Origin of the sequence: Phenylobacterium sp. RIFCSPHIGHO2_01_FULL_69_31 (genome assembly GCF_001824475.1) — a bacterium.
Lineage (GTDB): Bacteria > Pseudomonadota > Alphaproteobacteria > Caulobacterales > Caulobacteraceae > Phenylobacterium.
In genome coordinates, this window is sequence record NZ_MHXN01000007.1 from 262,395 (window position 1) to 279,086 (window position 16,692).

A 16,692-nucleotide genomic window follows, 5' to 3' on the forward strand; every position below is an offset into this window, starting at 1 on the left:
TTTTTCAGATGAGCACCGTGAAGGTCACCGACGACACCTTCCAGACCGACGTCCTGGGGTCCGAAACCCCCGTGCTGGTCGACTTCTGGGCCGAGTGGTGCGGCCCCTGCAAGCAGATCGCCCCCGCCCTGGAGCAGCTCTCGGAAGAGCTGGCCGGCAAGGTGACCATCGCCAAGCTCGACATCGAGCAGAGCCCGACCACCCCCTCGCGCTATGGCGTCCGCGGCATCCCCACGATGATGCTGTTCAAGGGCGGCCAGATGGCTTCGATGAAGGTCGGCGCCATGCCCAAGCAGAAGATCCTCGAGTGGCTCGCCGAGGCCGGCGTCGCCGCCTGAGTTGACGACCCTCGTCAGTCGCCGCTGCGCTTCGGCCGGCGGCGGCTGACGATGTAGTTCACGAGCCGGCTGGCCAGGAGCCAGCCGATGAGCCAGCCGAACATCACCGTCGGGCCGCGCCCGTAGAGGTGGATCAGCACCGCGAGCACCACCAGAGCCACGGCCAGGGTGACCAGCCACGGGATCGGCAGCGCCAGGCGCCAGGTGCGCTTTCCGAACATCAAGAGACCTCTCTAGGTCGGCCAGGTCTCGGGGCTCATGGCCAGGACCTCGCCGGCGAAATGCAGCCCGCCGCAGATGAGGACGTGGGGCGCGGGGCCGTCGGTTTCCAGAGCCCGGGCGACCGCGTCGGAGACGTTGGCTGAGGTCTCGGGCGCCAGGCCCGCCCGCACGCCTGCCTCGACCAGGTCGTCCGTCGTGGCCGCGATGGGGCTGTCGAAGCCGGTGACGATCACCCGGGGCCGCATCTCGGCGAAGGGCCGGAAGAAGCCCTCGGCGTCCTTGCGAGCGAACATGCCGATCACCAGCACCAGGGGCCGCGGGTCGCGGTCGATGAGGCGACTGGCAGCTTCTGCCAGGGCCCTGCCGGCGTGGGGATTGTGGCCGCCGTCCAGCCAGAGATCGGCCCCGCGCGCCCTCGCCAGCTCGGCCAGTGGGCCGGCGGTCAGGCGCTGCATGCGGGCGGGCCAGACGGTGGAGGTCAGACCCCGTCCAAGGTCCTCGTCGCTCAGGTCGCGGTCGAAGGTCAGGGCCGCGGCGACGGCGAGACCCGCGTTGGCGAACTGGTAGCCGCCGAACAGGCTGGGCGCCGGCAGGTCGAGGAGCCGCTCGGGCATCTGCACCAAGAGCCGGCCGCGCTCCTCCCAGGCGTCGAAATCGCGGCCCATCAGCAGCATGGGCGCCATGCGGTCGTCAGCCTCGCGCTCGATCATCTCCAGCGCCTCGTCGGACTGACGAGCGACCACCACGGGGCGGCCGTGCTTGATGATCCCGGCCTTCTCCCAGGCGATCTTGGGCAAGCCGGGGCCCAGCATCTCCAGATGGTCGTAGTCGACGGGGGTGATCACGCTGACCGCGGGGGCGTCGAAGACGTTGGTGGCGTCGAACCGGCCGCCCAGCCCGACCTCGACGATGCACAGGTCTGCGGGGGTCTCGGCGAAGGCGAGGAACGCCAGCACCGTGGTGATCTCGAAGAAGCTGATCGGCTCGCCGGCGTTGGCGGCCTCCAGCCGGTCGGTGAGATCGGTGAGCTGGGCGTCGGTGATCAGCGCGCCGGCGAGGCGGATCCGCTCGGCGAACCGCACCAGGTGCGGCGAGGTCAGGGCGTGGACCCGCAGGCCCGCGGCCTCGGCGATGGCGCGCAGGTAGGCGACTGTCGAGCCCTTGCCGTTGGTGCCGGCCACATGGATCACCGGCGGCAGCTTCCGGTGCGGATCGCCCACCGCCGCCAGCAGCCGCTCGACCCGGCCGGTCGACAGGTCGATCAGGGTGGGGTGGTTGGCGCGCAGCCGCTGGATCACTGCGTCCGAGGCGCGGATCGGGTCGTGTCCGGGGTCGGGGGGAAGGGGCGCGGCCATTCTAGAACGTTCTCTCCTCACCCGTAGGGGGAGGGGGGCGGCGGAACGCGGTGGAGGGGGAAGACCTCCACGCCCGACGCTCCCGGCATGCCCCCTCCACCATGCTGCGCATGGTCCCCCTCCCCCTACGGGTGAGGAGAATTGGCGGCGGGCTCACGAGAAGCTCAGGCGGCGGAGGAAAGGCGCTCACGCCCCATCATAAGCGTCTTCAGGATCGAGCTCAGCTTTTCCGGAAGATCGGCGCGCTTCACCACCTGGTCGACCATGCCGTGCTCGACGAGGAACTCCGAGCGCTGGAAGCCGGGCGGCAGGGTCTCGCGGATGGTCTGCTCGATCACCCGGCGGCCCGAGAAGCCGATGGTCGCGTTCGGCTCGGCGAGGTGAACGTCGCCCAGCATGGCGTAGGAGGCGGTGACGCCGCCCGTGGTCGGGTCGGTCAGCACCACGATGTAGGGCAGGCCCGCGGCCTTGACCTCGTTCAGCGCCAGGGTCGTACGGGCCATCTGCATCAGGGAGAGCGTGCCCTCCTGCATGCGCGCGCCGCCCGAGGCGGTGAAGATCACCAGCGGGACCTCGCGCTTCACCGCTTCCTTGGCCGCGACGACGAAGGTCTCGCCCGCCGCCATGCCCAGCGAGCCGCCCATGAAGGTGAAGTCCTGGACGATCACGACGGCCGGCTGGCCCATGATGTGGCCGTAGCCGACGGCCATGGAATCCTGCTCGCCGGTGGCCTTGCGGGCCGCCTTCAGGCGCTCGGGATAGGGCTTGTCGTCCGGGAACTGCAGGGGATCGTCGGCGACGATCGGGGTCGCGATGCGCTCGTACTTGGCGTCGTCGAACGTGTAGTCGAGCCGCAGCTTGGAGCCGATGCGCATGTGGTTGCCGGACGGCGTGACCCACATGGCGGCCTCGAGGTCGGGCCGATACAGCATCTCGCCCGTATCGGGGTCCTTGACCCAGAGGTTCTCGGGCGTGTCCTTCTTGGTGAGGCCGCGGACGCCGGGCGCGATCCGCGAAAGCCAGCCTCGGCGCCGTTCGGCCGGAGGACGGCCCGGTTTGTCGTTACGCTGTTCAGCCATCGCCATGGTTTTCAGACCGCCGTGAGGCCCCGACGCGCGAAGCGCACAGCCTTAGCTAGAGAATCCACTTTGGAAAGAACTCGCCGGGTCACGTCTTCGTTCAAATCCACTGCTTCGGCCACTTCGTCCACAAGGGCGGATCCCACGACCACGGCGTCGGCGACCTGGGCTATAGCCGAAGCGCGCTCCGGTGTCTTGATGCCGAAGCCCACCGCGACCGGAAGGCCCGCAGCCTTGCGGATCCGCTCGACGTTCGGCGCCACGGCGGCCGCGTCGGCTTCCTTGACCCCCGTCACCCCGGCGACCGACACGTAGTAGACGAAGCCGGAGGCGCGGCGGATCACCGTCGGCAGGCGCTTGCCGTCCGTGGTCGGCGTCGTCAGGAAGATCAGCGCCAGGCCATTGGCCTCCAGCGCATCGGCAAGCGGATCGGCCTCCTCCGGCGGGCAGTCGACGACGATAACCCCGTCCACGCCGGCGGCGGCCGCGTCGCGCGCGAAGGCCTCGAAGCCCCAGGTCACCAGGGGGTTCATGTAGCCCATCAGGATCACGGGGGTCGTCTGGTCGTCCGCGCGGAAGCTGCGGATGAGGTCCAGCGTGCCCGTCAGCGTCATGCCCTTGGCCAGGGCCCGCTGGGCCGCGCGCTGGATCGGCGGACCTTCCGCCATGGGGTCCGAGAAGGGAAAGCCCACCTCGATAAGGTCGGCGCCGGCCTGCGGCAGGCCCTTGAGGATCGCGAGCGCGGTCGCCGCGTCCGGGTCGCCGGCCATCACATAGGGGACGAAGGCGGCCCGGCCCTCGGCCTTGAGGGCCGCGAACCGCGCGTCGATACGGGTCTTGGTCAAAATCCGGCGTCCCTCAGATCTGGCGGCCAAGGTGCGCCGCGACCGTGCCGACGTCCTTGTCGCCGCGCCCGGACAGGTTCAGGACGACGATACCGTCCTTGCCGACGTCGCGGGCGACGTCCCCGACGCGGGCCAGGGCGTGCGCCGACTCGATGGCCGGCAGGATGCCCTCCAGCTTGGAGAGCAGCATGAAGGCGTCCAGGGATTCCGCATCGGTGGCGGTGAGATAGGTCGCCCGGCCCACGTCGTGGAGCCAGGAGTGTTCGGGCCCGATGCCGGGGTAGTCGAGGCCGGCCGAGATCGAGTGCGCCTCGGTAATCTGACCCTCACGGTCCTGCAGCAGGTAGGTCATGTTGCCGTGCAGGACGCCGGGGCGCCCGCCGTTGATGGCCGCGGCGTGGCGCTCGGTATCCATGCCTTCGCCCGCGGCCTCGACGCCGATCAGCTTCACGCCCTCGTCGTTGAGGAACGGGTGGAAGATGCCGATGGCGTTGGATCCGCCGCCGACGCAGGCCACGACCGCGTCCGGAAGCCGGCCCTCGACCTCGAGGATCTGCTCGCGCGTCTCGCGGCCGATCACCGCCTGGAAGTCGCGGACCATCTCCGGATAGGGGTGCATGCCGGCGGCGGTGCCGATCAGGTAGTAGGTGTCGTGGACGTTGGTGACCCAGTCGCGCAGGGCCTCGTTCATGGCGTCCTTGAGCGTGGCCGAGCCGGACGTCACCGGCCGGACTTCCGCGCCCAGCAGGTTCATCCGGAACACGTTCGGCTTCTGCCGCTCGACGTCGACCGCGCCCATGTAGACGATGCAGGGCAGGCCGAAACGGGCGCAGACGGTGGCGGTGGCCACGCCGTGCTGGCCGGCGCCGGTCTCGGCGATGATCCGGGTCTTGCCCATCCGCATGGCCAGCAGGATCTGGCCCATGCAGTTGTTGATCTTGTGCGAGCCGGTGTGGTTCAGCTCTTCGCGCTTCAGATAGATCTTGGCCCCGCCGAAGTGCTCGGTCAGCCGCGCGGCGAAATAGAGGGGGCTGGGGCGGCCGACATAGTGCGTCAGGTAGCCGGCCAGCTCGGCCTGGAACGCCGGATCGGCCTTGGCCGCCGCATAGGCCGCGTCCAGGTCGTGGACCAGCGGCATCAACGTCTCGGGGACGTACTGGCCGCCGTAGTCGCCGAAACGCCCTTTGTCGTCGGGATAGGCGGTGTAGTCGTTGGGTCGGGCTGGGGCGTCCAAGGCAGGCCTCTACGCGCGGCGAACAGCGTCGAGGAACGCCGTGATCAAGGCCGGGTCCTTTAGTCCCGGACCGCGTTCCACGCCAGAGGAAACGTCCACCAACGGGGCCTTGGCGGCGCCGATCGCGCCCGACACGTTCCAGGGATCGAGGCCGCCCGCCAGGAACCACGGCCGCTGGAAGCGGCGCCCCTGCAGCAGCGTCCAGTCGAAGGCGACACCCAGCCCGCCCGGCCTGTCGGCGTCCTTGGGCGGCTTGGTCTCGAACATCAGGTGCTCGACCAACGGCTCGTAGGCCGCCGCCGCGGTGAAGTCCGAGGCCTCCGAGACCGGCACGACCTTGACGATCCCGCGGCCCGACCGCTGGGCGATCTCACGCACCCGCGTCGGGGTCTCCTTGCCATGAAGCTGGATCAGGTCGGGATCGAGGCCGGTCACGATGGCGTCGATCTCGTTGTCGGACGGGTCGACCACGACGGCCACGATCTTCACGCCGCGCGCACGCGCGGGCGGGGTCAGCCGCGCCGCCGCCCCGGGGGCGATGTTGCGGGGGCTCTTCGGGAAGAACATGAAGCCCAGATAGGCCGCATCGCCGTCCACGGCGGCGCGCACCGCCTCGGGGGTCGATACGCCGCAAATCTTCGCCTTGGCTGCCATAAGGCGGATTAGGGGCGCCGAAGCGCCCGGCGCAAGGCCCCGGTCAGGCTCGCGTCTTCAAGAGGTCGCGGATCTCGGCCAGCAGCGCTTCCTGCGGCGTCGGCGCCGGCGGCGCCTCGGGCGGCTTGGCGGCCTCCTGGCGGCGCAGCGTATTGACCGCCTTCACCAGCAGGAACACCACCCAGGCAACGATCAGGAACTTGATGCCGGCGTTGATCAGGGCGCCGTACTGGATCGCCACCAGTTCGCTGGCCTCGGTCGCCGGGTCGTCGGGCTTCAGCACCACCGCCAGCTTCGAGAAATCGACGCCGGACATCAGCATGCCGATGGGCGGCATGACCACCTGGTCCACCAGGACCTTGACGATGTCGTTGAAGGCCGCGCCGATGATCACGCCGACCGCGAGGTCGACGACATTGCCGCGCTGGATGAACTCGCGGAACTCGGAGAAGATTCCCATGGCGCGCTCCCCTGCCGGAGGGCCGTTGATCAGCCCTCGTCGTCGGCGTTCAGTCGTTCCCGCAGCTCTTTGCCGCTCTTGAAGAAGGGGACGTGTTTGGCGCGGACGTCAACCGGCTCGCCCGTGCGGGGGTTGCGGCCGGCCCGGGCGTCGCGCGAGCGGACGGACAGCGCGCCGAAGCCACGCAGCTCGACGCGGCCACCCTCTTCCAGGGCCTCGATCATGCGCTCCAGGATCACGCCCACCACGCGCTCGATGTCGCGTTGCGTGAGATGCGGATTCTCCTCCGCAAGTTTCGCGATCAGCTCGGACTTGATCATACGCGCCCCTCGAACCGGCGCGACCATGGCGGACCCCGACACGGGGATCAAGGCGCAAAAAGCGTGTTTACTGTACTCCATGGCCAAGCTTGGCGACCGGGCGGGCGCCACAACCCCTGCGCGACGCCCCCCTTGGCCACGCGGCTCCGCGCCTAGAGGGGCGCGCGGATCAGGCTGTCTTCCCCGGCGATCCGGCGAAGCGTGCGGGTCGCCGCCTCGGCGTCGGCTGCCGAAATCTCAGGCGCCAGCGAGCGCATGTCGGTCGTGAAGCGGGCGACGCCGCCGGCGATCGTCGAGCCGCGGCTGAGCTCCATCGCCCCGATGGTCTCCTTGCCGCTGGGCCCGCGCACGGTGAAGCCCTTGCCGCCGCCCGGAAGCACCACCTCGGTGGTCGAGCGGACATAGATCGGGAACGGCACGGCGTAGGGCGCGTCGCGGTTCGGCCCAGGTTCCCGGCGCGGGAAGCCCGGCGCGCTCGTCGTGGAGGCCGTCACCTTGTATTCCAGCATCCCGAGGTCCGGGTTCTTGCGCCAGTCGAGGTCGGCCACGCCCGCCATGCGCACCTCGAAGGCGTCGTTGGCCACGTCGTCCTTCCACTCCACCTTCTGCACCTCGACCCAGCTCATGTTGCCCGACATCTGCTGGCGGAAGTTGCGCTCCAGGTCGGCGCGCGGGACCGCCGCCACCATCTGGCGCAGCCCGTTGGCCGCATCGCCCCGGAAACGGCTGACCATCTCCATCGGCGCCGGCGCATCCAGGCCCTTGGAGGCGTCGAAGCGGGTGGTCGCCTCGACGAACGGCTCGCTGAGCGGCGGGACGACGATCTCGACGAGGTCGGCGCCGTCTGCGCGGATCGGCAGGGCCCAGCGGTGCGGGGGCGGGCGCAGGGCGTCCAGGCCGCTGCGGTCGCCGGTCCGCGTGCCGTCGAGCCAGTAGGTCTTGCCCTCGATCTCGGTCCGCACGATCACGTGGTTGAACGCCGCCAGCGACGGCAGCCGCTCGTTCATGCCATCGCCGCCGCCCAAGCTGACCAGGGCGGGTTCGGCGGGGACCTTCAGCTCCGCCAGGATCGCCAGGAGCAGGGCCGTCTTGCCCTTGCAGTCGCCGAACTTCCGCCGCCAGGTCTCGTCGGCCGAGGCCGGCACATAGCCCCCGTCGCCGATCCCGATGAAGAAGTAGCGGGTCTTCTCCTCCACCAGCCGAAGCGCCTCGAAGGCGCGGACCTTGGGATCGGTCGACTTGGCGGCGATGGCGTCGATCTCGGCGCGCAGGTCCGAGCCGGGCGAGATCGACGTCGCCCGGGCGTACAGCGGCGCCATGATGCGCGAGATCTCGTTCCAGCTCTCGAAGCTGGAGGTCTCCATGAAGCCCAGGCGGCGGAAGCGCGGCGGCGCGCCCACCGGCGGCTTGGGCGCCTGGACGCCGGCCGCGTCCAGCACGAGGTAGGTCCAGTCGCCATCCTGGCTCAGCTTCGGCTCGCCGAAGCCCTCGGTGGTCCGGTAGCGGATCGGGGCGCCGGTCGGCCATGACAGTCGCGCCCGATAGCGGCTGGCCACGCCGGGGAAGGACAGGCCTTCCATGTCGTACGAGCGATTGCCGGCCACGGGGTCCCGGCCCGAGTGGGTCCAGGACGCATCCAGGATGTCGCCCACCTGCAGGCCCTCGATCTGCTGGGTGGCGCTCATGCGGCCGTCCAGCATGGCCTTTTCCAGGTCCTGCTCGCGGCGCAGGACCAGCATCTGCCGCCCCTTGCCCAACAGGTCGATGGTGCGGCCGCCGCGCAGGATGCGCAGGGTGTGGATCGTGACCACCTCGTCCTGCGGGTCCCAGGTGACGCCGAAGGTGGTCAGGGCCGGGAGGCCCTCGGCCTTCAGGACCTTGCGGACACGGCGGTTGTAGTAGGTGTCCCCCTGGGGCGTGAGCCGGCTCTGGTTGTCGTCCAGCAGGGTCTGGACGGCGGGCGCGCCCTCGGACGGCGGCGGCTCGGGCACGGGCGCCACGTCGACCCACTTGGGCGGCGGGCCGAAGACCGGCTTGGGCGCGGCATGCACGGGAGCTGAGAGCAGCAGGGCCGCGGCGAGGCCGGCGGCGAGACGGGCGAAACGCACTTTTGAGGCGACCCTTCGAAAACCAGGGACGCACGATAGAGCGAGCGCCACAAAACGAAAACGGCGGACCGGTTTCCCGATCCGCCGTTCGATGTTCAAGCCATCAGGCCCGAAGCTTTTCCCAGGGGGACTATTCCTTCTGGGCCTTCTCGCGGAGCGCCGCACCCAGGATGTCGCCCAGCGAAGCGCCGGAGTCCGACGAGCCGAACTGCTCGATGGCTTCCTTTTCTTCCGCCATCTCCAGGGCCTTCACCGACAGCGAGATGCGGCGGGCGGCCTTGTCGACGTTGGTGACCTGAGCGTCCAGGCGGTCGCCGACGGCGAAACGCTCGGGGCGCTGGTCGGCGCGGTCGCGGGACAGGTCCGACTTGCGGATGAACGCCGTCATCGGGGCTTCCTCGTCGCCGAACTTCACCTCGATGCCGCCCGAGGTGATCTCGGTGACGGTGCAGGTGACGGTCTGGCCCTTGCGGAAGGTGTCGCCTTGCAGCGGGTCACCCGACAGTTGCTTGATGCCGAGCGAGATGCGCTCCTTCTCGACGTCGACGTCCAGGACGCGGGCCTTCACGGTCTCGCCCTTCTGGTACTTGGCGATGGCTTCCTCGCCGGGCGTGGCCCAGTCCAGGTCGCTCAGGTGCACCATGCCGTCGATGTCGTTTTCCAAGCCGATGAACAGGCCGAACTCGGTGGCGTTCTTGACCTCGCCCTCGACGACCGTGCCGATCGGGTGGGCCGCGATGAAGGCTTCCCACGGATTGGCCAGGGCCTGCTTGAGACCCAGGGAGACGCGGCGCTTGGACGGATCGACGTCCAGCACGACCACATCCACTTCCTGCGAGGTGGAGACGATCTTGCCGGGGTGGACGTTCTTCTTGGTCCACGACATTTCCGACACGTGCACCAGGCCTTCGACGCCGGCTTCCAGCTCCACGAAGGCGCCGTAGTCGGTGATGTTGGTGATGCGGCCGGTGAACTTGGCGCCCACCGGGTACTTGGCTTCCACGCCGTCCCACGGGTCGGACTGGAGCTGCTTCATGCCGAGCGAGATGCGCTGGGTGTCCGGGTTGATCTTGACGATCTGGACCTTCACCGTGTCGCCGACCGCGAGCACCTGGCTCGGGTGGTTGACGCGCTTCCAGCTCATGTCGGTGACGTGCAGCAGGCCGTCGATGCCGCCGAGGTCCACGAACGCACCGTAGTCGGTGATGTTCTTGACCACGCCTTCGCGGACTTCACCCTCTTGCAGCTGGCTGACCAGCTCGGTGCGCTGCTCGGCGCGGGCTTCTTCCAGGATGGCGCGGCGCGAGACGACGATGTTGCCGCGCGGACGGTCCATCTTGAGGATCGCGAACGGCTGCTCGCGGCCCATGAGCGGGCCGACGTCGCGCACCGGGCGGATGTCGACTTGGCTGCCGGGCAGGAACGCCGAGGCGCCGCCCAGGTCGACGGTGAAGCCGCCCTTCACGCGGCCGACGATGGAGCCCATCACCGGCTCGTTCTTCTCGTAGACGCCTTCCAGGCGCGTCCAGGCTTCCTCGCGGCGGGCCTTTTCGCGGCTGATCACCGCCTCGCCCATGGCGTTCTCGACGCGCTCCAGGAACACCTCGACGGTGTCGCCGGCCTTCAGCGCCGGACGGCCTTCGTCCATGCCGAATTCCTTCAGCGGAACGCGGCCTTCGGTCTTCAGACCGACGTCGATGATGGCGAAGTCCTTCTCGACGGCCACCACGAGACCGTGGACCACTTGGCCTTCCATGAAGTCGCGCCCGCCGAGGGACTCGTCGAGCAGCGCGGCGAAGTCGTCGCGCGAGGGGTTGAGGCTCAGATCGTCAGCCATGTGTACTTTCGTCTTCAAATGACCAATGGGCCCGCACACCGGATGGTGTCGGACGGACTCCCGCTGGTCGGGTTAAGGGTTGCAACCGAAGGCGCGAAGCGGACCCCGCGCCGTGAAAATTGCCCGCAGCCGTGCGAGGGAAAGGCGCGGTTGGATTTGTCCGGCTAGTCGGCCGGTTGACCGGCTTCCCAGCGGACGCGCGCCGCCTCGACGATACGGCGGGCCGCATCGGCGGCCTGCTCTATAGTCATTTGCGTCGTATCGAGCAAGTTCGCGTCGGGCGCGGCCACCATGGGCGCGGCGTCGCGGCCGCCGTCCCGGGCGTCGCGCTTGCGGATGTCGGTGAGCACGTCCTCGTACGACACCTCCTCGCCCTGGCCGAAGAGCTGCTTCCAGCGCCGCTCCGCCCGCACCTCGGGGGTGGCGGTGACGAACAGCTTGGCCGGCGCCTCCGGGCAGATCACGGTGCCGATGTCGCGGCCGTCCAGAACCGCCCCGCCCTCCTGGCGCGCAAAGGTGCGCTGGAAGTCCAGCAGGGCGTCGCGCACCCGCCGGTGCACCGCCACCCGGCTCGCCAGCTCGCCCGCCGCGCGGGTGCGCAGCTGCGGGTCGCCCAGCAGGTCCGAGGTGAGCGTCGCCGCCGCCGCCGCCGCCGCGCCCTCGTCGTCCAGGGACAGCCCCGCCCGATCCATCAGGACGCCCACGGCCCGGTACAGGAGGCCGGTGTCCAGCATGGGCAGGCCCAGGTCGTGCGCCAGCCGCGCCGCGATCGTGCCCTTGCCCGACGCCGCCGGCCCATCGACCGCGACGATGAACGTCCCCCGCACAGGTTTGCCCATCACACCGTCGCCGGCAGATCTTCGCCGATCTCCGCGCCCAGACCGCGCATCATCTGGACGAAGCCCGGGAAGCTGGTGGCGATCATGCCGGGTTCGTCCACAGTCACCGGCTCTTCCGCCGCCATCCCGAGGATCAGATGCGACATGGCGATCCGGTGGTCGCCATGAGTGGTCACGCCAGCGCCGCCGGCCACGAGGTGATTCCCCCGCTTGGCGCCGACGACGGTAAGGGCCTCTGGCTCTTCCTCGACGCCGATGCCGCAGGCGGCGAGGCCCGCGGCCATCAGCGCGATCCGATCGCTCTCCTTCACCCGCATCTCGCCGATGCCGCGCATGGTGGTCTTGCCCGAGGCGAAGGCCGCGGCCACGGCCAGGATCGGATATTCGTCGATCATGGAGGGCGCCCGCTCGGGCGGAACCTCCACGCCCTCCAGCTCGGAGTGGCGGGCGGTGACGTCGGCGACGGTTTCGCCGCCCTCGTCGCGCACATTGGTCACCGAGATGTCGGCGCCCATGTCGCCCAGCGTCTCCAGCAAGCCAATTCGCAGCGGGTTCAGCAGCATCCCTTGCACGGTGACCTCGGACCCCGGCGTCACCAGGGCCGCCACCAGCGGGAAGGCCGCCGAGGAGGGATCGCCCGGCACGTGGATGCGGGTCCCGCGCAGCGTCTGCCCGCCGGGCAGAACGATGTGGCGTCCGGCCCCCGCCTCGCGCACCTCGATCTCGGCGCCGAAGCCCCGCAGCATGCGCTCGGTGTGGTCGCGAGTGGCCTCGGGCTCGATCACCTCGGCGCCGCCGTCGGCGTGCAGGCCGGCCAGCAGCACCGCCGACTTCACCTGCGCCGAGGGCTCGGGCAGGGTGTAGGCGATGCGGCGCAGGTTCCCGCCCCTCAGCGTCAGCGGCAGGCGTCCGCCCTGGCGGCAGATCCAGCTGGCGCCCATCTCGCCCAGCGGCTTCAGCACCCGGTTCATCGGCCGTCCGCGCAGCGAGGCGTCGCCGGTGAAGGTGGCGGCCATGTCGAAGCCCGCCGCCGCGCCCATGATCAGGCGCACGCCGGTGCCCGCATTGCCGCAGTCGATCACGTCGGCCGCCTCGGAGAAGCCGCCGCGGCCCTCCACGCGCCACTTGCCCTCGCCCAGCCGTTCCACGCCGGCGCCGAACGCGGCCATGGCCGCGGCCGTGCGCTTGACGTCGTCGCCTTCGAGCAGGCCCTCGATCTCGGTGAGGCCGCTGGCCAGGGCGCCCAGGATGAGCGCACGATGGCTGATGGATTTGTCCCCCGGAGCACGCACCACGCCCCGAAGGGGGCCTGCGCGCCTGGCGGTCAGGTTCGCCGCCGTCATGTGTCGAAAACTCGCCTCCGAATGTGGGCTCTGGTCGTGCGGGGGATTGCTTTGACAGCCGTCCCCCTGCGTGGCAAGGGACGCCGCCTTATCGCAAAATCGCTATTTATGAGGGTCGCCGCCTTTGGCCAATCCCGAGCTGGGCACCAAGCAAATCTGCCCCAACTGCCAGGCTAAGTTCTACGATCTGAGCAAGCGTCCCGCGCACTGCCCAAAGTGCCAGACCGAGTTCGATCCCGACGAAGCCGTCCGCAACCGCCGCGTCCGCGCCCGCACCATCGTGCCTGAAGACGATCAGGTCGAAGATCAGGTCGCCGAGAAGGAAGCCGACGAGGACGAAGAAGAGGAAGAGGCGGTCACGCCCGAACTCGACGAAGTCGCCGACGAGCCGCCGCTGGTCACCGACGACGACGACGCCGACGAGCCGGCGCCGGTGTCCGAGGACCTCGGTGAATTCACGGACGAGGACGAGGTCGAGGAAGACGACGCGGACGTTCCGTTCCTCGAAGACGAGGACGAGGACGACTTCGACGAGTCCGAGATCGAAGGCCTTCCGGACGAGGGCGACGACGACCGGTAGGGACCCCTCCGGCGCCTGCGACGAAAAAAGCCTGAAAGCGGGCTTGATCGCGGGAACCGGTTTGAATAGGTTCCGCGCCTTCCCGGGGGGCCAGCCTCCCGGGAAGACCCGACCTCGGGGCTATAGCTCAGTTGGTAGAGCGCTTGAATGGCATTCAAGAGGTCAGCGGTTCGACTCCGCTTAGCTCCACCACGGAGGCCCCCAGTAACCCACTGGGGGCCTTCACCATTTTCAGGCAAGCGCCTGAGCGCGCATACCAATCCTACGAAAGCCGAGCCGGGCTGGGTACCACCGGGGTACCACTTGCAGTCTGCCACTGCCCGGCGTTTCGCCGCGTTCCACGCAGCGTCAGGTGTTTCGCCGGCGCCACGCCAAAGACTGGCCTGCCCGAAGCGCAGCCTGGCGGAAGGGGGGTAAGGTTACGTATCGACGGACGATCGTGATCGCGGCGATGATGTCGCCGGCACGGAGACCCGTAGATGGCTAATGCCTCAGCGTCCGATATCGAGTCCGCAAAGCGGCTCTACAGCAATCTCGTCAGGGCCGTTCTTGATCTTGCCGCGGACTGTCCCGAGAGCCGCCACGTCGTCGCGCTCGCCATCATCGTCGACGCTTTCCACGACGACATTCTGCGCCCGCTCGAATGTGGGCGCCGGGCGGGACGGCCGACCCTGGTCGAGACCGACCATGTAACGGGTGACCGCAAGCTCCACTGACGGCGGGTCTGCGGCATGCGTCTGCGGAGTTCTCGGCGAACCGAGGCGGTCTCCCGGCTCTCGGCGCGGGAAGTCTACCGGCAATGTGCTTAGGTCGGCGGCTTTTCCAGACATGTGAGACGCACATTGCATAGGAAGCGGCGACTCTTGACGCGTCCAGCCGGCATGTAAGGAACTTCGACGAGGTCTATACACGTCCTCCGATCATGTATGGAAAATCGCCAAATCCTATGCAGATCGGTTCCGAATGGCCTTGGTCGCCAGCCACGTCCCACCGCTCCTGCCACTGTCCGTGGACCTGGAGACCAAGCGGGTCCTCAAGAAGCTCGCCACTGCACACCGCGCCTTGGCGGAGCTGAAGGGCGCGGCCGGATCAACACGCTCTCGCTGCAGGAGGCGAAGGACAGCTCGGCGATCGAGAACATCATCACGACCCACGACGACCTCTATCGCAGTGACGACATGGCCAACCCGGTTCACGAGCGTCGCGGCGAAGGAGGTCTACGCCTGCGCGCGCGCGATGAGGGAAGGCTTCGACACGGTCCGCGCGACGGGACTGATCACCATCAACGACATCCTGGCCATGCAGGCGACCCTGGAGCGCAATCAGGCAGGCTTTCGCCGCCTCCCCGGCACCGCCCTGAAGAACGACAAGACCGGGGAAGTGGTCTTTACGCCGCCCCAGAGCTACGAAGAGATCGCGCCGCTGATGGCGAACCTCGAGCGCTTCATCAACGGCGAGGACACGCTCGACCTCGATCCTCTCGTGAAGATGGCCGTGATCCATCACCAGTTCGAGACCATCCATCCCTTCTACGACGGGAATGGCCGGACCGGACGGATCCTGAACATCCTATCTGGTGAAGGAGGACCTGCTGGGCACGCCGGTGCTCTACCTCTCGCGCTACATCAACCAGCACAAGGCCGACTACTATCGCCTGTTGCAGGCGGTCCGTCCCGATGGCGTCTGGGAAGAATGGCTCATCTACATGCTGGACGGGGTCGGGCAGATGGCCGGCCAGACGACGCGGCTCGACACGCTACCTCGACGAACTTACGCGGATCGGCCTGATGCGAAAGCACAAGATCGGCCGCGAGAGCTACTACATGAACCGGGCGCTGCTGGACCTCCTGGGGAATATCCAAGCCGTCTAAGCCCAGAGCCCGACCCAAGGCTCACATTTCGACGGGTCTATTCCGCGCGCCTCTCGCGAGCACGGAAGCGAACGACAAGCGCTTGCGGCTGAGATGGACTTGACCTTGATCTGCGCACCCTGAGGCGTCGGCATAGCTCGACACGCAACCTCTGAGGGCAGCCAACTTCGCGCGAAGCCTCCACCGACGACAGTGCATATGGCAGGCGGTTGGGACTTAGCGCTCGAGACCGCTGGATCGAACCGACGTCCCGATCTGGGCGCCCCTCGGCCCCGCGGCCAGGTCGATCGTCTTGCCGAGCTCCGGGAGCTGCTGCGCGAACGCGAGACGCGCGTAGTGCTCGACCCCGTCCCGGTCGCGCACGATGACCCACGCCGCCCCGCCCAGCTCATCGTGCGCGCCACGGCCGACAACCCGGCCGCGCACCCGCCCAGCGCCAAGTTCCCGGACGGTGCGGCCCGTCTCGAGACGCCGTTGGTGGAGCGTGCGGATGATGTCCTGGCGCAGCTGAAGGCCGCGCAGGCGCGGCTCCATCTCGTCATGCAGTCGATACCGCTGCCCGACCCGCGTCGCGAGGCCCAACGCCTCCAGTTTGCGGAGCCGGCCGCGCGTCAGGGCCGCCCAGGCATCGCTTCCGCCGACACCGTCATCGACCATCCGCTGCGCGTCGGCGGCCTGCTCCAGTCGGCGGTCGAAACCAGTAAAGCGATCGGCTTGGGTCTCGCGCCAGATGCGGCGCTCCGCTTCGGCCCGGGACAGATCGCCCAGCCGCTCGTGGGCGATTTCCTGGGCCCGAGCCCGGAAGCCGTAGCCCATGTAGTCCCGGGGAATTACGAGGTCGCGGCCATTGGCCTTGCGGCCCCGCACGACGACGTGGGCATGCGGCTGGTCGGTGTCGAAGTGGCAGGTCCCCACCCAGGCCAAGTCCGGCTGGCCGAGATCCGCGCTCACCCGGCGCATGACCTCGCGCGTGTAGTCGCGAAGGTCGGCGATCCGGTCGCCGTGCTCCGGCGAAATGATGAAACGGAAGTGGTGGCGGTCGGTGCCCCAGCCGTCCGTGATCTGCGCAGCGTCGACGCCGTCCTCGGCGCGGTCGAAGAACTCCGGACGCTCCCCGTCGGCCCCGGCGCCGGCGCGGCCGAGATAGGCCAGGTGCTTGCTCAAGGCCTCGCCGCGCAGGGCGCCCTGTCTGGTGTGCCGGGAGACCAGACCCTTGACGATGACGCGCTGGCGCACATCCAGACGGAAGGCACGGCCTGACCGTTTCTGAGCCGTCCTGAGCACGCCGGCGCGGTCGCCGAGCGCGAAGAGGCGCGACGCGGCGAGACGCTTCATCATGCCGAGCCGGACGCCGTTGCGATCCGCCTTCAGGGTCCGCGGCAGGCGTGCGATCCGGCCGCGATGCTCACAACCGTCATGCGTCTCGAGACGCGCCTGCATCGCCTGACGGACCGTCATCGGAAGACCTCGACCTTCATTCTGAGGCCGCGCGTCACCGCAAGTCGTCCGGTCGCGTTGCCGCGCTGCTAACCATCTGAACAAATACCGGAAAGAAGAACGCCAAAATACCCTTTTATCTTGCCCTCCCGACCAAAAACGCCCGCCAC

18 protein-coding genes, 1 tRNA gene and 1 pseudogene are annotated in these 16,692 nt (G+C 68.8%); 7 read left to right on the forward strand and 13 right to left on the reverse strand.

Going from position 1 to position 16,692, the window contains the following annotated elements; genetic code table 11:
• Window positions 1-8 precede the first annotated feature (8 nt).
• The gene (trxA, locus tag A2790_RS05130) at window positions 9-338 is read left to right on the forward strand and encodes a thioredoxin (protein WP_068877787.1); all 330 of its coding nucleotides are present in this window, start codon (window positions 9-11) and stop codon (window positions 336-338) included.
• 14 nt (window positions 339-352) lie between these two features.
• Here trxA and A2790_RS05135 read toward each other — a convergent pair whose 3' ends face one another.
• From A2790_RS05135 to aroA, 12 genes are all read right to left on the reverse strand, one after another.
• A complete protein-coding gene (locus A2790_RS05135) occupies window positions 353-559 on the reverse strand; it encodes a hypothetical protein (RefSeq protein WP_293388389.1) in 207 nt (68 codons plus the stop codon).
• 12 nt (window positions 560-571) lie between these two features.
• Window positions 572-1,915, reverse strand: a complete 1,344-nt coding sequence (locus A2790_RS05140; protein WP_293388392.1) for a folylpolyglutamate synthase/dihydrofolate synthase family protein — start codon at window positions 1,913-1,915, stop codon at window positions 572-574.
• A gap of 164 nt (window positions 1,916-2,079) precedes the next feature.
• Window positions 2,080-3,000, reverse strand: coding sequence for an acetyl-CoA carboxylase, carboxyltransferase subunit beta (accD, locus tag A2790_RS05145; protein ID WP_293388394.1), 921 nt, complete (start codon window positions 2,998-3,000; stop codon window positions 2,080-2,082).
• Window positions 3,001-3,005: 5 nt separating this feature from the next.
• The gene (trpA, locus tag A2790_RS05150; protein WP_293388396.1) at window positions 3,006-3,839 is read right to left on the reverse strand and encodes a tryptophan synthase subunit alpha; all 834 of its coding nucleotides are present in this window, start codon (window positions 3,837-3,839) and stop codon (window positions 3,006-3,008) included.
• 13 nt (window positions 3,840-3,852) lie between these two features.
• The gene (gene trpB, locus A2790_RS05155) at window positions 3,853-5,073 is read right to left on the reverse strand and encodes a tryptophan synthase subunit beta (RefSeq protein ID WP_293388398.1); all 1,221 of its coding nucleotides are present in this window, start codon (window positions 5,071-5,073) and stop codon (window positions 3,853-3,855) included.
• A gap of 9 nt (window positions 5,074-5,082) precedes the next feature.
• Window positions 5,083-5,727 (reverse strand): phosphoribosylanthranilate isomerase, encoded by a 645-nt coding sequence (locus A2790_RS05160; protein WP_293388401.1) that lies wholly within the window; start codon window positions 5,725-5,727, stop codon window positions 5,083-5,085.
• 43 nt (window positions 5,728-5,770) lie between these two features.
• Window positions 5,771-6,187, reverse strand: a complete 417-nt coding sequence (mscL, locus tag A2790_RS05165; RefSeq protein WP_293388404.1) for a large-conductance mechanosensitive channel protein MscL — start codon at window positions 6,185-6,187, stop codon at window positions 5,771-5,773.
• A gap of 29 nt (window positions 6,188-6,216) precedes the next feature.
• Window positions 6,217-6,507 carry an integration host factor subunit beta gene (locus A2790_RS05170; RefSeq protein WP_068877780.1) on the reverse strand — a complete coding sequence of 97 codons (291 nt, stop codon included), beginning with the start codon at window positions 6,505-6,507 and terminating at the stop codon, window positions 6,217-6,219.
• Between the two features lie 152 nt (window positions 6,508-6,659).
• Window positions 6,660-8,615, reverse strand: a complete 1,956-nt coding sequence (locus tag A2790_RS05175; protein ID WP_293388407.1) for a DUF3857 domain-containing protein — start codon at window positions 8,613-8,615, stop codon at window positions 6,660-6,662.
• 130 nt (window positions 8,616-8,745) lie between these two features.
• Window positions 8,746-10,452 (reverse strand): 30S ribosomal protein S1, encoded by a 1,707-nt coding sequence (rpsA, locus tag A2790_RS05180; protein WP_293388410.1) that lies wholly within the window; start codon window positions 10,450-10,452, stop codon window positions 8,746-8,748.
• A 164-nt stretch (window positions 10,453-10,616) separates the two neighbouring features.
• The gene (cmk, locus tag A2790_RS05185; RefSeq protein ID WP_293388412.1) at window positions 10,617-11,291 is read right to left on the reverse strand and encodes a (d)CMP kinase; all 675 of its coding nucleotides are present in this window, start codon (window positions 11,289-11,291) and stop codon (window positions 10,617-10,619) included.
• Window positions 11,291-12,634, reverse strand: coding sequence for a 3-phosphoshikimate 1-carboxyvinyltransferase (gene aroA / locus A2790_RS05190; RefSeq protein WP_293388414.1), 1,344 nt, complete (start codon window positions 12,632-12,634; stop codon window positions 11,291-11,293). Before aroA ends, cmk begins: the two co-directional genes overlap by 1 nt.
• 124 nt (window positions 12,635-12,758) lie before the next feature.
• On the opposite strand from aroA, the gene A2790_RS05195 reads away from it, so the two are divergent.
• The 6 genes and pseudogenes from A2790_RS05195 (at window position 12,759) to A2790_RS24405 (ending at window position 15,085) form a co-directional block, all read left to right on the forward strand.
• The gene (locus A2790_RS05195; RefSeq protein ID WP_293388417.1) at window positions 12,759-13,214 is read left to right on the forward strand and encodes a TIGR02300 family protein; all 456 of its coding nucleotides are present in this window, start codon (window positions 12,759-12,761) and stop codon (window positions 13,212-13,214) included.
• Between the two features lie 116 nt (window positions 13,215-13,330).
• Window positions 13,331-13,406: transfer RNA gene (locus A2790_RS05200), tRNA-Ala, on the forward strand.
• A 287-nt stretch (window positions 13,407-13,693) separates the two neighbouring features.
• On the forward strand, window positions 13,694-13,930 hold the full coding sequence (locus tag A2790_RS05205; RefSeq protein WP_068879392.1) for a hypothetical protein: 237 nt from the start codon (window positions 13,694-13,696) through the stop codon (window positions 13,928-13,930).
• A gap of 210 nt (window positions 13,931-14,140) precedes the next feature.
• Window positions 14,141-14,356 (forward strand): annotated as a pseudogene (locus A2790_RS24400) (hypothetical protein); the annotation flags it as partial.
• Between the two features lie 28 nt (window positions 14,357-14,384).
• The gene (locus tag A2790_RS05210; protein ID WP_293388418.1) at window positions 14,385-15,002 is read left to right on the forward strand and encodes a Fic family protein; all 618 of its coding nucleotides are present in this window, start codon (window positions 14,385-14,387) and stop codon (window positions 15,000-15,002) included.
• On the forward strand, window positions 14,993-15,085 hold the full coding sequence (locus A2790_RS24405) for a hypothetical protein (protein WP_363080452.1): 93 nt from the start codon (window positions 14,993-14,995) through the stop codon (window positions 15,083-15,085). The genes A2790_RS05210 and A2790_RS24405 overlap by 10 nt, the downstream gene beginning before the upstream one ends.
• 216 nt (window positions 15,086-15,301) lie before the next feature.
• Here A2790_RS24405 and A2790_RS05215 read toward each other — a convergent pair whose 3' ends face one another.
• Window positions 15,302-16,543 carry a DUF3363 domain-containing protein gene (locus A2790_RS05215; protein ID WP_293388419.1) on the reverse strand — a complete coding sequence of 414 codons (1,242 nt, stop codon included), beginning with the start codon at window positions 16,541-16,543 and terminating at the stop codon, window positions 15,302-15,304.
• Between the last annotated feature and the right edge of the window lie 149 nt (window positions 16,544-16,692).

Coding starts and splice junctions, on each gene's coding strand:
- trxA (WP_068877787.1), top strand. CDS start 9: ATGAGCACCGTGAAGGTCACCGACGACACCTTCCAGACCGACGTCCTG.
- A2790_RS05135 (WP_293388389.1), bottom strand. CDS start 559: ATGTTCGGAAAGCGCACCTGGCGCCTGGCGCTGCCGATCCCGTGGCTG.
- A2790_RS05140 (WP_293388392.1), bottom strand. CDS start 1,915: ATGGCCGCGCCCCTTCCCCCCGACCCCGGACACGACCCGATCCGCGCC.
- accD (WP_293388394.1), bottom strand. CDS start 3,000: ATGGCGATGGCTGAACAGCGTAACGACAAACCGGGCCGTCCTCCGGCC.
- A2790_RS05160 (WP_293388401.1), bottom strand. CDS start 5,727: ATGGCAGCCAAGGCGAAGATTTGCGGCGTATCGACCCCCGAGGCGGTG.
- mscL (WP_293388404.1), bottom strand. CDS start 6,187: ATGGGAATCTTCTCCGAGTTCCGCGAGTTCATCCAGCGCGGCAATGTC.
- A2790_RS05170 (WP_068877780.1), bottom strand. CDS start 6,507: ATGATCAAGTCCGAGCTGATCGCGAAACTTGCGGAGGAGAATCCGCAT.
- rpsA (WP_293388410.1), bottom strand. CDS start 10,452: ATGGCTGACGATCTGAGCCTCAACCCCTCGCGCGACGACTTCGCCGCG.
- cmk (WP_293388412.1), bottom strand. CDS start 11,291: ATGGGCAAACCTGTGCGGGGGACGTTCATCGTCGCGGTCGATGGGCCG.
- aroA (WP_293388414.1), bottom strand. CDS start 12,634: ATGACGGCGGCGAACCTGACCGCCAGGCGCGCAGGCCCCCTTCGGGGC.
- A2790_RS05205 (WP_068879392.1), top strand. CDS start 13,694: ATGGCTAATGCCTCAGCGTCCGATATCGAGTCCGCAAAGCGGCTCTAC.
- A2790_RS05215 (WP_293388419.1), bottom strand. CDS start 16,543: ATGACGGTCCGTCAGGCGATGCAGGCGCGTCTCGAGACGCATGACGGT.